Here is a 13,255-nt window from a genome sequence, read left to right as displayed (position 1 = left end):
TGAAAATGAGTAGAAATTTTGATGATTTATTATCAAAGGTTAAAGAGATTGAATCAAAAAAAGTAGCTGTAGCAGTAGCTCAAGATGAGCCTGTACTAGAAGCTGTTAAATCAGCAAAAGAAAAAGGGATTGCAGATGCTATACTAGTTGGAGATAAACATGAAATTAAAAAGATAGCTGATAAAATAGGAATGGATTTATCAGAATACGAAGTAATGCACGAAAAAGATATTAAAAAGGCAGCACTTTTTGCAGTTCAACTTGTTTCAAGCGGAAAAGCAGATATGGTTATGAAGGGATTAGTTGATACTGCAACTTTCTTAAGAAGTGTACTAAACAAAGAAGTTGGATTAAGAACAGGAAAACTTATGTCACACGTTGCTGTTTTTGAAATAGAAGGAATAGATAGATTAATATACTTAACAGATGCAGCATTTAACACATATCCAGATTTAAAGGCTAAAAAACAAATAATAGAAAATTCAGTAGCAGTAGCACATGCTTGTGGACTTAAAATGCCCAAAGTAGCTCCAGTTTGCGCTGTTGAAGTTGTAAATCCAGACATGCCAGCTACTTTAGATGCTTCATTATTATCAAAGATGAATGACAGAGGACAAATAAAAGGATGTATCGTTGATGGACCTTTAGCACTTGATAATGCATTATCAGAAGAAGCAGCACACCATAAGGGAATAACAGGACCAGTTGCAGGAAAAGCAGATATAATAATGCTTCCAAATATAGAAACAGCAAATGTTATGTACAAATGTTTGACTTATACATCAAGATCAAAAAATGGTGGATTATTAGTTGGAACATCAGCACCAGTAATATTAACTTCAAGAGCAGACTCATTTGAAACAAAAGTAAATTCAATTGCATTAGCAGCTTTAGTTGCTGAATCATTAAAATAATATATTATTAGGAGGAAGTTAAAGCTATGTCATATAAATTATTAATTATAAATCCAGGTTCAACTTCAACTAAAATTGGAGTTTATGAAGGCGAAAAAGAAATATTAGAAGAAACGTTAAGACATTCATCTGATGAAATAGCAAAATATGCTACAATATTTGATCAATTAAACTTCAGAAAAGATGTTATTTTAGATGTATTAAAAGAAAAGAATTTTGATGTAAGAACATTAGATGCAGTTGTAGGTAGAGGTGGAATGCTTAAGCCAATTCCTGGTGGAACTTATAAAGTTACAGAAGAATTAATTGAAGATTTAAAAAATGGTGTACAAGGACAACATGCTTCAAACTTAGGTGGAATATTATCAAATGAAATAGGAAATGAATTAAATATACCAGCATTTATAGTAGATCCAGTTGTTGTAGATGAATTAGAAGCGGTAGCTAGAATATCAGGTATACCAGAATTACCAAGAAAGAGTAAATTCCATGCACTTAATCAAAAAGCAGTAGCTAAAAGATATGGAAAAGAGAGTGGACTAGGATATGAAAACTTAAATCTTATCGTTACTCATATGGGTGGTGGTGTTTCAGTAGGAGCGCACAAAAAAGGTAAGGTTATTGATGTAAATAATGCACTAGATGGAGATGGTCCATTCTCACCTGAAAGAGCAGGAGGAGTTCCAGCTGGAGACCTTATAAAGATGTGCTTTAGTGGAAAGTATTCAGAATCTGAAATTTTTAGTAAGCTTGTAGGTAAAGGTGGATGCGTGGCATACCTTAATACAAATGATTTTAGAGATGTTATAAAAATGTCTGAAGAAGGAAATGAAGAGGCTCAATTAATATATGATGCATTCATATACCAAGTTTCAAAAGAAATAGGTGCTATGTCAGCTGTTTTAGAAGGAAAGGTAGATAAAATAATATTAACTGGTGGATTAGCTTACTCAGAGAAAGTTGTTAATGATATAAAGAAAAGAGTAGGATGGATTTCAGAAATAAAAGCTTATCCAGGAGAGGATGAATTACTTGCATTAGCACAAGGTGCAATCAGAGTATTAAGCGGAGAAGAAGAAGCTAAAGAATATTAGTACAATCATTGAATAAGTAAAAGAGATATGTCTATAATTTAGATGTATCTCTTTTTAGGTACATAATAACAATTGTAGATTGAAGAGAAAATATTCAATTACATACGGAGGTTTTTATGAGGACTAGCTTAGCATTTGAAAATAAATTAACAATGATTAGTCAAATGACAAATGATTCAAGATTTCAAATATTAGAGTATGATGAATTAAAGGGTGCTACAGAAGTGGACACAGCATTTGATTTAAATATTATGAATAGATCAGGTATTAAATTAAAGCAAATTAGAATAATGCTAGATGAGAGCAGAGTTAGGATAGAATCTGGTGCTTTAAGTTATATGAAAGGTGATATTGATATCATAAATAAAACCGGAGGTGTTATAGGACTTTCTAAGAAGTTTATCTCAAGTAAACTAACTGGTGAAGAAATGTTTAAACCAGTTTATTCCGGAACAGGAGAAATATTTCTAGAGCCATCTTTCAAACATTATGCTTTAATAGAACTTGAGGATGATCACATAATAGTAGATGATGGACTTTTTTTAGCTTGTGAAGATGGAGTAGATGTATCACCAACTAGTCAGAAGACTATTTCATCAATGGTTTTTGGTAATGAAGGAATTTTTCAAACAAGAATACATGGAGACGGAATTGTTGTTTTAGAACTTCCGGTTCCAGAAGAAGAAATTTTTAGATGCAAGCTAAATAATGATACTTTAAAGATAGATGGTAGTTTTGCAATATTAAGAAGTGGTGATATAGAGTTTTCGGTAGAAAAGTCAGCAACATCTCTAATTGGTAGTGCAACAAGTGGTGAAGGATTACTTAATGTTTATAGAGGAACTGGGGATGTTTGGCTTGTACCAACTAAAGTTGTATATGATAAGATGAGAGAACTAAATTTAAAAAGTAACTTTAAAGAAGAGGAATTTGATGATAATTAAAAAAATATTACTTCCATATGATAAAGTTATGAATTAATAAAGCAAAATGATATAATAATTAATAGAAAACTATGGAGGAATATATTATGAGCTTAATGAACTCAAAGATACAGAGTAAAGATATGGACCTTTTTTTTGAAGCTATTTTAAAGCTAGAGAATATAGAAGAATGCTATAATTTTTTCGAGGATGTTGCTACGATAACTGAAGTTAAAGCACTAGCTCAAAGAATACATGTTGCTAAACTTTTAAAGTCCAAAAGAACTTATACTGAAATTGCAGAGGTTACTGGTGCAAGTACTGCAACAATAAGTAGAGTTAATAGATGTCTAAACTATGGAAGTGGTGGATATAACATGGTCTTAGATAGAATAGATGATGAAAAAGTTGTCAATAAGTAAATAAAATACTATACTATATATTAGGTAAAAAAAGTTAATAAGTTAATGTAAATTTAAATCAAAAGAAAGAGGTAAAATTTTATGGGTAGAATGTTTGGAACTGATGGAGTAAGAGGAGTTGCAAATACTGAACTTACAGCAGAACTTGCATATAATCTTGGAAGAGCAGGAGCTTACGTATTAACAGAAGCGGCACATAAACCAAAGATATTAGTTGCTAAGGATACAAGAATTTCAGGGGATATGCTAGAAGCAGCATTAGTTGCAGGGATATTATCAGTTGGAGCAGAGGCTGTAGTGCTTGGAGTAATACCAACACCAGCTGTAGCACATTTAACTAGAGAATATGGAGCAGATGCAGGAGTAATGATTTCAGCATCACACAATCCAGTAGAATATAATGGAATAAAATTCTTTAATAATAATGGATATAAACTTTCAGATGAGTTAGAAGACGAAATACAAAGAGTAATCGAATCAAACTTTGAAGGAGTACCAAGTCCAACAGGAGTTTCACTTGGAAGAGAAAAAGTTGAAGTTGCAGCTTTAGATGATTATATTGAATTTGCAAAAAATACAATATCATCAAATCTTGAAGGAATGAAAATTGCTTTAGATTGTGCAAATGGAGCATCTTATAAAGCAGCAGTTGAAGCATTTAGAGATTTAGGTGCTGAAGTTTATGTTATAAATGATAATCCAGATGGAACTAATATTAATGAAAATTGTGGTTCAACTCATCCAGAAGAACTAATGGAATATGTAGTTAAAAAAGGTTGTGATGCTGGATTTGCTTTTGATGGAGATGCAGATAGATGTCTAGCTGTAGATGAAAAAGGAAATCTAATAAATGGTGACTTCATATTAGCATTATGTGCAAAGCATCTTAAGGATCTTGGAAGATTAAAGGATGATACTTTAGTAGTTACTGTAATGAGTAATCTAGGATTAGATATTGCATGTAAAAACTTAGGAATAAAAACTTTAAAAACTAAAGTTGGAGACAGATATGTATTAGAAGAAATGGTAAGTGATGGCTATGTTTTAGGTGGAGAGCAATCAGGTCACATAATCTTCTTAGAATGTAATACAACAGGAGATGGATTAGTTACAGCTCTTCAAGTTTCATCAATAATTAAGAGAAGCAAAGAATCTTTAAGTTCATTATGTTCAATAATGAGAGAACTTCCACAAGTTCTTGTAAATGCAACGGTTCCTAATGATAAAAAAGATATTTACTTAAAAGATGCTGAAATAATAGCAGAAATAGAAAGAATGGAAAAATTAATGGATGGTAAAGGAAGAGTATTAATAAGACCTTCAGGTACAGAACCATTAGTTAGAGTTATGCTAGAGGGTGAAAATCAAGAAGAAATTGATAAATTAGCTCATAACTTAGCAGATATGATATTAGCTAAGTGCTAATATTTAGAATAAGTAAAAGACCAAGAATAAATAATTTAATTATTTATTCTTGGTCTTTTTTATTTTATAAAGCATAGAATTAAAATTGGTAGTATTAAAAAATTAAGGGTATACTGGAATAATAAATTTTAGTATAAGATAAAGGCAATTAAATATTATATTGCTTAATAAAGTATTAAAATTGATATATAAATAGCTATTCAGATAATGTCTTTTTAGACATCCCTAAAATATATATACAAAAAAGAGAGTGCTAAAATATTTTAGCACTCTCTCTTTTTACTTAATAATATATTATAATCTAAGCATTTACTGGCCTAAGACTATAATCTGGGTTTATTATTTTAATGATTCTTTCTACTGGCATAAGTTTTAGTATAACCATACAAATAATCATTTCACCACCAACTAAAGGTAGATTTACTGCAGCTGAGTAAAAAGCAGCTCCCATCCCTACTGGAGCATATTCACCAAAGAATACAACACCTGATATAAAGTGACATAAGAATTTTATAAAGAATGCAACAAATACTCCGAGCATTCTTCTATCTCTAAAATATCCTGCAAATCCCATAGCCATTGCTGGTAATGGATAATCAAATAACATTTGTATTGGATGTATTATATAAGGGTCAGTAAGTAAATTAATTAATCCATATAGGAATCCAGTTAAAAATCCTATTTCTTTACCATAAGCAAAAGCTATAATAAGTATTGGAACCATACAACCTAATGTAAGACTACCACCTTGAGGAAATCTATATATTCTAAAAACATTAAGTATTGTTGAAAGCGCTAGTGCTATTGCAACATGAGTAATTATCCTTGCATTAAACTTAATTTTTCTAAACTTAAATAAAGCGAAGAATAAAGCTAAGCAAGCTACAATTGTAAGTATTGTCATAGGACTCTCTATGATTGTCCTAAATTTTTCTGGAAGATCTGAGTATAAACCACTAAATCTATCTCCCCAGTCCTTAAAAAATTCCATAAAAAAAACCTCCTATACTTGTGCTAGAAGGACGTATGAAAACGTAATTGCTTTCCTACGCTGGTATTAGCCAGATCAGGTTTAAGGGTTAATGCATATGCATCTCTCAGCCAAATATTTGGCACCCCTAGCACAGTTAAAAATATATTTTATTAATAAGTTTATTTTAATATTAATTTGATGTAATGTCAATAAAATACAAATTGTATTACAAAATGCTATATTGTATTACAAAATGCTATATTGAAATATTGGTATTATACTAGTATGATATATAAAACACTAAATATAAAATACTACACATAATAATAGATTGAAGGTGAGTAACATGCATATAGCTTTAATAATTATAGTCATAGTAGGAATAGGTATGTTCTTGTATGTACAAAATAATTGGCTACATATAAATAAGATAAATATTAATGATGCAAATTTAGATTTAGATGAAGATTTAAAAGTTATCCACTTAAGTGATTTACATAATAAGATGTTTGGGGATAACCAAGAAATATTAGTGGATAAAATTAAAAAATTAAATCCAGATATCATAGTAATAACAGGTGATATTATTGATAGTCGTAGATATAATGAAAAACCTGCAATTATTCTTATAGAGAAACTTATAAGAATTGCTAAGGTATATTATGTTGCTGGCAATCATGAAATTAGAGCTGGAGTTTATGAGGATTTAAAAGAAAGATTTACTAAAATAGGTATTGATGTTGTAGAAGATAGGCTGACCACTTTAAAACTAAAGGATGAGTATATAGATTTAATTGGACTTAAAGATTTACAAATAGATGAGCTTAACGATAAGCTTAAGTATATATTAAAAAAGGAGAACTCTAATAATTATAAAATGCTTATAGTTCATAGACCTGAGGCAATCAAATTCTATTCTGAAAACAAAATAGATATGGTATTTGCAGGTCATGCACATGGAGGTCAGATTAGGATACCATTAGTTGGAGGGGTCATAGCACCTGGGCAAGGATTATTCCCAAAGTATACAGAGGGTGCTCATAAAGTAGATGATACAACAATGATAGTTAGTAGAGGTCTTGGTAATAGTGGATTTCCATTTAGAATACTTAATAGGCCAGAAATTGTATTAGTCAAATTAAAAGGAAGAAAATAAGTTATTAAATAATATTTTAATATTAAATTATAAATTAAATACAAGAAATTAAGATAAAGGATTTATTAGTTTTAAATAAGAACTAATAAATCCTTTTTTATTTAAAATACAAAATAAGTAATAAATGAAATAAATAGTATATAATTATAAGTAACAGTACTATTTAGGGGGAGTTATGGAGAAATATTATAAAAGAATATTTTGGGGGTATTTATTAGTAATACTTGATTTTAATCTTTCGATGACCGGTATAAATATAGATATTTTGCCTGATTTTATAGGTTATATTATGATTGGTAAAGGATTATACGATCTTTCTAGACTTGAGGGGATTTTTAAGAAAGGAGTTAATGCAAGTTATATTTTAGCAGCATTGGAGATATTAAAGATTTTTGTAGTTATAAATGTAGGAACGATGTCTGCATTCATACTTATGATTATAGAATCTACTTTATGGCTATTTGTTATATATTCAATATGCAGAGGAATTGAGAATGAAGGTATTAAATATAATAAAGAACATATAAGTGACAGGGCAAAAATAATATGGGAATTAGAATTTATAAGGACTATGATTTTAATGTCAGTCTCATCCATTACATTTAATTTTAATCAAGGAATTCTTTTAGGTACAGCTTCAATACTTTTAATTGCATTTACAATATGTATAGCAATTATGTTATTAAGATTATTGTATGTAGTGGGGGATGAGTTTTATGAAATTAAGTAAAGGTCAAATAATAATGTTAATTATTACGGGTGTAATAGTTATTGCTAATTTTATTTATTTTCAAATAAGTAAGATAGATGAGCCTATATTTATAAAAAGGTATTCGGAGCTATTTTATGATACTAATATAAATTTAGAATTTATAAGAGATAATACTAGCATAAAAGAAAAGGAAGAAGATTTTTTTGAAAGCAATATCACAAGTAATATTATGAATATAGAATTTCCGGAAATAAATAAATCCTATGATATGGCCTCATATTCATATAATTTATATAAAAATAAATATGAGTATTTAACATATAGATTAGGTGTAAATGAACATGATAAAGAGGATGGATTATATGATTATATAGATAAAAATGGACCAGTTAAATTAACAAGGGCTATATTAAATACTTATGATGGAAAGACCTATGATGTAGATCTTGGTGAAATAATTTTAAATCCATTTAATACTAATGCAAACAGACCTGTTAAAGAGAGCGGATATTCAGGCGATGGTAATGAAGACTCTATGATATGGATTGCAGAAAAAGATATTTATATAAATAAAATAGAAAGTAAATACTTAGAAGAACTAAAGAAATACTATGATTTTTCATTGCTAATAGGTGATGAAAAAATACCAATTGATAAAATAAAATATCCTCTTAGTATAAAAGAGAATACTAAATTTAGTTTCATATCTACTAAGAAAAAGGATGCTGAGGTAGATGTTGAAAGCATTTATGATACAGAAATTAAGATAGAGATAGAAGGGATTGATAAAAAGAAAGGAAATTTATATGTTAGGGTTAGAAATATTGATCCATATGATATGTTAAATGAGAAAAATATATTGAAGCTAAAGTATTAATATAAGTATAAAGGTCTGTAATAAATAAGTAGGTTTATTACAGACTTTTATTTGCTACGTAATGAAGAAATAAATTTATAGTAGTATACTTTTAAATATAAATTTAAAAAGGAGGAAAAAGAAAATGAGAGTCATTGATTTAGCTCATGTCATAGAAGAGGGGATGACTGCATATTGCGATGAAGAGAGTGCAAGCATAAAGCAATTATCTACAATAGATAATGATGGGTATAATGTACTTAAAATTCAGCTATCAACTCATACTGGAACTCATATTGATTCACCGAATCATATATTTAAAGATGGTATTACTGTGGATGAATTTGATATAAATAAATTCATAGGTAATGCATATCTAATTGATTGCAGTGATATGGAAGAAATAGATTTAGATACAATCTTAAAGCATGAAGGTGAAATAAGAAGCGCAGAGTATTTAATATTAAGAACTGGATGGGAAAGTAAATGGAATAAAGAAACGTACTTTAAGGATTATCCTACATTATCTTATGAAGCGTCTAAATTTTTAAGTGAATTAGAAAACTTAAATGGAATCGGAATAGATTGCATATCAGTAGATAATGAAGAAGGAGATTTATACAATCATAAAAATCTATTATCAAAAGGTAAGATAATAATAGAGAATATATGTAATCTTAGTGATGTAGAAAAAAGATTTAAAATTATAGTATCCCCTTTAAAATTAAAGGATGCAGATGGTGCACCATCTAGAATATATGCACTTATAGAATAACAAAAGCTAGTCAATAAATTGACTAGCTTTTTATGGTTGCGGGAGCAGGACTTGAACCTACGACCTTCGGGTTATGAGCCCGACGAGCTACCAACTGCTCCATCCCGCGATATTATTTTTTGTGTTTGTATCTCTCTTGCTTGTAGGTTAACTATACTCCTAATAAGTATCTTTGTCAACTAAATAATTAAATAAGTTTAAATTATTTATAAATAAAACTTTTAAAATAATAAAAAAATTGATATTATATATAAATATACAAATAATCCTTAGTAAGACTATAAGAATACTAGGAATTTGATAAATTTCTTTTTAGAATTAACTCCTTTAATGAAGTTAATACTAAAAAAGAGGAGGGATAGAATTTGGATATTTATTTTGATAATGCTGCAACTACAAAACCTTATGATGAGGTAATAGAAGTTATGGCAGAGGGAATGAGAGAATATTATGGGAATCCATCTTCTCTACATAAGTTAGGAATGAAAGCAGAAAAAAAGATAAATGAAAGTAGAGAATTTATAGCTAGTACTATAAATGCATCAAAAGATGAAATTTATTTTACATCAGGCGCAAGTGAAGGAAATAATTTAATTATAAAAGGAATTCCAAAGAGTGGACATCATGTAATTACTACAAAGTTCGAACACCATTCAGTTCTAAAAGCCTTTGAAGATATAGAAAAGAATGGAGCTCGAGTAACATACTTAGATGTAGATGAAAATGGAATGATTTCACTAGATGAATTAAGTAATGCTATATGTAAAGATACTGTTTTAGTTTCTATAATGTTTGTTAATAATGAGATGGGTGCAATACAAGATATAGCTAATATTGGAAAGCTTATAAAAGAAAAAAGTAATAGGGCTAAGTTCCATGTTGATGCAGTTCAAGCTTATGGAAAGCTTCCTATAGATGTTGAGAAGATGAATATAGATATACTTACAACTACAGGTCATAAATTTCATGGACCTAAAGGAATAGGATTTTTATATTTAAAGAAAGGTATATTACCAAAATCACTTATACATGGAGGAAGCCAAGAAGGTGGATTAAGAGCTGGTACTCAAAATGTTTCAGGAATAATAGCACTTACAAAGGCCGCTGAAATTTCAAATACAAAGAGAAGTGAAAACTATACAAAAGTATTAGAACTTAAAAAATATATGATTGATGGATTAAAAGAAATTGATAATATAAGAATTAATAGTATTGATGATATTAATCATTCACCTTATATTTTAAATGTTTCATTTATAGGTGTTAGGGCTGAAGTATTACTTCATATGTTAGAGGATGCAGATATATATGTATCAACTGGATCAGCATGTACATCAAAAACTAGTATAGCGAGTGGAAGTTATGTAATAAAGGCTTTAGGATTATGTGATAAAGACGCTGAAAGTGCAATTAGATTTTCTTTTAGTGAAGATAACTCAAAAGAAGAGATAGATAAAACAATAGATAAGTTAAAGAAGTCATTAACTTTCTTAAGGAGGATAAAAAGATGAGAAAATTAATATTAGTTAAATATGCAGCAGAGATATTTTTAAAAGGATTAAATAAAAATAAATTCGAAAAAAGATTAAGAGATAATATAAAGAAGAAACTTAAAGGGTTAGATTTTGAGATAATAAATGACCAAAATAGATACTTCATAAAAATTGAAGATTTAGAGCAAGGTGTAGAAAGAGTAAAGAGAGTATTTGGAGTAGCAGAAGTATGTATTGTAACAGAAGTGGATAGAGATATGGATGCTATAAAGGCAGAAGCTCTTAAGAAGGTACAAGAAATTAAACCTTCTACTTTTAAGATTGCAACTAATAGAGCAAATAAACAATTCCCTAAAACTTCAATAGAAACATCAATGGAAATAGGATCATATGTATTAAAAAATTATCAAGGAGATCTTTCAGTTGATGTAAAAAATCCAGAATGCTTAGTTAATGTTGAGATAAGAGAAAGAGCTTATGTTTACACTAGTGCAGATAAAATAAAAGGTGCAGGTGGTCTTCCATATGGAATGAACGGAAGCACAATGCTTATGCTTTCAGGTGGAATTGATTCACCAGTTGCAGGGTATCTTATGGCAAGAAGAGGTGTAGAACTTAACTGTATATATTATCATAGTCATCCTTATACATCTGAAAGAGCAAAAGATAAGGTAAAAGATTTAGCAAAAATATTAAGTAACTATACTGAGAAGGTTAGATTATTTATAGTACCTTTTACGGAAATACAAATGGATATTATAGATAAATGTCCTCAAGACGAACTTACAATAATAATGAGAAGATTTATGATGAGAGTTGCATGTGCAGTTTCTGAAAGAGAAGGAATACAATCAGTTTCAAGTGGAGAAAGTATTGGGCAGGTTGCAAGTCAGACAATGGAAGGACTTGTTGTAAGTACAGACTGTGCTGATAGACCAGTATTTAGACCTCTTATAGCTATGGATAAGGGAGATATAATGGATATTGCAAGAGAGATAGGAACATATGAAACATCAATACTTCCTTATGAAGATTGTTGTACTATATTTGTTCCAAAACATCCAAAAACAAAGCCAAGATTAGAGAATATAAGAAAGTCAGAGGCTCCTTTAGATGTAGATTCATTAGTAGAAAAAGCAATTAATGATATGGAAGTCGTAGTATTTTAATTTATAAAGTCAAGTTTAGCAGTATTTTAAGCTAAGCTTGACTTTGTTTTTGTCAACCTTCTAGCTGATTTCTAATATATTGTTTATAGGAGATAATTTAGTATGAAAAGGAGGGTTACAATGAAAGTTAAAATAACTCCTACAGAAGAAATTCAGTATTTAAATGGAGAAGTTACAGAGGTTCATAATAGATTATTAATTTGTAATGAACCTAAAAGCTATAATAGTGATTCAAATGTTTGTTGGATTTCTTTGAAATTTAATATAAATAAAGATTTGAATTCTATAAAAGACGCTATGCTAAGACTTTATTTAAGTGAATTAAGATTTACTAGAAGTATTCTAATTAAATTTAATATAGTTATTAATAATGAAACTACAGGTATAGTTTTAGATAAGACAGTAACAGATGTAATGAATATGATGGATGAAAGAAGATACGTTCATATAGACTTATTTAATATTATTAAAGATGAAAATATATCGCGAATAGATGAGATAACAATAAATATATCAGCTGAAAGTAATGGTATTGCCATACTTAATTCAAATGGCAATAAGAAAAGACCTTCTGTATATTTAGAAGAAGGTAATGTTCCAACAAAGTCAATAGAAGAAGCAGAACCAACTGGGTCAACAAAGCCAACAGGAGCAACAGAACCAACTAGGCAAGCAGGAGCTATAGGAATAATAGGAGCAACTGGGCCTACAGGAGCGACTGGTCCAACAGGAGCAATGGGACCAGCTGGACCACAAGGGCCAATAGGGCCACAAGGGCCAATTGGAATACAAGGATTAATGGGACCAACAGGGGCAAATGGAGTAACCGGAGCGCAAGGGAAAATTGGGCCAACAGGGCCAACGGGCCCAACTGGAATAACTCCATCAGTAGCTTATGGGTCATATATTAGACGTACTGATGTTTCAGCAACAGTATTAAGTAATAATCGTTTGAATTTATTTGATGATATAGTAAGTGAAGAGGTTGGGATTACGCACACTGCAGATCAGTTGATAGTAGCAGAGGCAGGAGTTTATAGGATAACTTTCTTTATATTTGTACCAGTAGGAGTATGTCTTTCAGATATGAGAGTTAATATAACAGGGGTAGCAAATGGGCTTAGTGTACCTATTACATTAGGACAGAACTCTGTATTTGATAGAATAGTAACTCTACCTGAATCAGCAGTAATATCAGTTACTTTAAATAGTGAATTAACATTAGCGATAGGAGATGGAAAAAATATATCTAACTTCACAATAACTAGAATAGCATAAAATAGAATTTAAATTAAAAAAACTACTGATAATTTATCAGCAGTTTTTTTATTTATAATTAAAAG

General features: G+C 29.6%; 13 protein-coding genes, 1 tRNA gene and 1 riboswitch. Of the genes, 12 read left to right on the top strand and 2 right to left on the bottom strand.

What is annotated here, in order from left to right:
• Positions 1-5 precede the first annotated feature (5 nt).
• From ptb to glmM, 5 genes are all read left to right on the top strand, one after another.
• Complete coding sequence (ptb, locus tag ACQPUW_RS15385; protein ID WP_430838371.1) at positions 6-914, top strand: phosphate butyryltransferase; 909 nt, start codon at positions 6-8, stop codon at positions 912-914.
• A 26-nt stretch (positions 915-940) separates the two neighbouring features.
• Positions 941-2,008 carry a butyrate kinase gene (gene buk, locus ACQPUW_RS15380; protein WP_430838370.1) on the top strand — a complete coding sequence of 356 codons (1,068 nt, stop codon included), beginning with the start codon at positions 941-943 and terminating at the stop codon, positions 2,006-2,008.
• Positions 2,009-2,124: 116 nt separating this feature from the next.
• Positions 2,125-2,952 (top strand): AIM24 family protein, encoded by an 828-nt coding sequence (locus ACQPUW_RS15375; protein ID WP_430838369.1) that lies wholly within the window; start codon positions 2,125-2,127, stop codon positions 2,950-2,952.
• A gap of 86 nt (positions 2,953-3,038) precedes the next feature.
• Positions 3,039-3,353: a YerC/YecD family TrpR-related protein gene (locus ACQPUW_RS15370; protein WP_430838368.1), complete on the top strand. Its 315-nt coding sequence runs from the start codon at positions 3,039-3,041 to the stop codon at positions 3,351-3,353.
• Between the two features lie 81 nt (positions 3,354-3,434).
• Positions 3,435-4,778 carry a phosphoglucosamine mutase gene (gene glmM, locus ACQPUW_RS15365; protein ID WP_430838367.1) on the top strand — a complete coding sequence of 448 codons (1,344 nt, stop codon included), beginning with the start codon at positions 3,435-3,437 and terminating at the stop codon, positions 4,776-4,778.
• A 301-nt stretch (positions 4,779-5,079) separates the two neighbouring features.
• Here glmM and thiT read toward each other — a convergent pair whose 3' ends face one another.
• Positions 5,080-5,769, bottom strand: coding sequence for an energy-coupled thiamine transporter ThiT (thiT, locus tag ACQPUW_RS15360; protein ID WP_430838366.1), 690 nt, complete (start codon positions 5,767-5,769; stop codon positions 5,080-5,082).
• 35 nt (positions 5,770-5,804) lie between these two features.
• Positions 5,805-5,908: riboswitch (TPP riboswitch) on the bottom strand.
• A 189-nt stretch (positions 5,909-6,097) separates the two neighbouring features.
• On the opposite strand from thiT, the gene ACQPUW_RS15355 reads away from it, so the two are divergent.
• The 4 genes from ACQPUW_RS15355 to ACQPUW_RS15340 all read left to right on the top strand — a co-directional run bounded on the left by ACQPUW_RS15355 (position 6,098) and on the right by ACQPUW_RS15340 (position 9,250).
• Positions 6,098-6,907 carry a metallophosphoesterase gene (locus ACQPUW_RS15355; protein WP_430838365.1) on the top strand — a complete coding sequence of 270 codons (810 nt, stop codon included), beginning with the start codon at positions 6,098-6,100 and terminating at the stop codon, positions 6,905-6,907.
• A gap of 175 nt (positions 6,908-7,082) precedes the next feature.
• Complete coding sequence (locus ACQPUW_RS15350; RefSeq protein WP_430838364.1) at positions 7,083-7,637, top strand: hypothetical protein; 555 nt, start codon at positions 7,083-7,085, stop codon at positions 7,635-7,637.
• Positions 7,624-8,496 (top strand): hypothetical protein, encoded by an 873-nt coding sequence (locus tag ACQPUW_RS15345; RefSeq protein WP_430838363.1) that lies wholly within the window; start codon positions 7,624-7,626, stop codon positions 8,494-8,496. Before ACQPUW_RS15350 ends, ACQPUW_RS15345 begins: the two co-directional genes overlap by 14 nt.
• A gap of 124 nt (positions 8,497-8,620) precedes the next feature.
• On the top strand, positions 8,621-9,250 hold the full coding sequence (locus ACQPUW_RS15340; protein WP_430838362.1) for a cyclase family protein: 630 nt from the start codon (positions 8,621-8,623) through the stop codon (positions 9,248-9,250).
• A 33-nt stretch (positions 9,251-9,283) separates the two neighbouring features.
• Here the strand turns inward: ACQPUW_RS15340 and ACQPUW_RS15335 are convergent.
• A tRNA-Met gene (locus ACQPUW_RS15335) sits at positions 9,284-9,359 on the bottom strand.
• A gap of 256 nt (positions 9,360-9,615) precedes the next feature.
• Here ACQPUW_RS15335 and ACQPUW_RS15330 point away from each other — a divergent pair.
• From ACQPUW_RS15330 to ACQPUW_RS15320, 3 genes are all read left to right on the top strand, one after another.
• Positions 9,616-10,761 (top strand): cysteine desulfurase family protein, encoded by a 1,146-nt coding sequence (locus tag ACQPUW_RS15330; RefSeq protein ID WP_430838361.1) that lies wholly within the window; start codon positions 9,616-9,618, stop codon positions 10,759-10,761.
• On the top strand, positions 10,758-11,912 hold the full coding sequence (gene thiI / locus ACQPUW_RS15325; RefSeq protein ID WP_430838360.1) for a tRNA uracil 4-sulfurtransferase ThiI: 1,155 nt from the start codon (positions 10,758-10,760) through the stop codon (positions 11,910-11,912). Before ACQPUW_RS15330 ends, thiI begins: the two co-directional genes overlap by 4 nt.
• 120 nt (positions 11,913-12,032) lie before the next feature.
• Positions 12,033-13,190, top strand: a complete 1,158-nt coding sequence (locus tag ACQPUW_RS15320; protein WP_430838359.1) for a hypothetical protein — start codon at positions 12,033-12,035, stop codon at positions 13,188-13,190.
• Positions 13,191-13,255 lie beyond the last annotated feature (65 nt).

Origin of the sequence: Clostridium sardiniense (assembly GCF_050584765.1) — a bacterium.
Lineage (GTDB): Bacteria > Bacillota > Clostridia > Clostridiales > Clostridiaceae > Clostridium > Clostridium sardiniense_A.
Note: the sequence above shows the minus strand (reverse complement) of the source record. Positions and strands in the feature narration are given on the sequence as shown.

Excerpts from the sequence above, each read along its gene's own strand:
- ACQPUW_RS15345 (WP_430838363.1), top strand. The coding sequence starts at position 7,624 with ATGAAATTAAGTAAAGGTCAAATAATAATGTTAATTATTACGGGTGTA.
- thiT (WP_430838366.1), bottom strand. The coding sequence starts at position 5,769 with ATGGAATTTTTTAAGGACTGGGGAGATAGATTTAGTGGTTTATACTCA.
- ACQPUW_RS15350 (WP_430838364.1), top strand. The coding sequence starts at position 7,083 with ATGGAGAAATATTATAAAAGAATATTTTGGGGGTATTTATTAGTAATA.
- glmM (WP_430838367.1), top strand. The coding sequence starts at position 3,435 with ATGGGTAGAATGTTTGGAACTGATGGAGTAAGAGGAGTTGCAAATACT.
- ACQPUW_RS15370 (WP_430838368.1), top strand. The coding sequence starts at position 3,039 with ATGAGCTTAATGAACTCAAAGATACAGAGTAAAGATATGGACCTTTTT.
- buk (WP_430838370.1), top strand. The coding sequence starts at position 941 with ATGTCATATAAATTATTAATTATAAATCCAGGTTCAACTTCAACTAAA.
- ACQPUW_RS15355 (WP_430838365.1), top strand. The coding sequence starts at position 6,098 with ATGCATATAGCTTTAATAATTATAGTCATAGTAGGAATAGGTATGTTC.
- ACQPUW_RS15375 (WP_430838369.1), top strand. The coding sequence starts at position 2,125 with ATGAGGACTAGCTTAGCATTTGAAAATAAATTAACAATGATTAGTCAA.
- ACQPUW_RS15340 (WP_430838362.1), top strand. The coding sequence starts at position 8,621 with ATGAGAGTCATTGATTTAGCTCATGTCATAGAAGAGGGGATGACTGCA.
- ACQPUW_RS15320 (WP_430838359.1), top strand. The coding sequence starts at position 12,033 with ATGAAAGTTAAAATAACTCCTACAGAAGAAATTCAGTATTTAAATGGA.
- thiI (WP_430838360.1), top strand. The coding sequence starts at position 10,758 with ATGAGAAAATTAATATTAGTTAAATATGCAGCAGAGATATTTTTAAAA.
- ptb (WP_430838371.1), top strand. The coding sequence starts at position 6 with ATGAGTAGAAATTTTGATGATTTATTATCAAAGGTTAAAGAGATTGAA.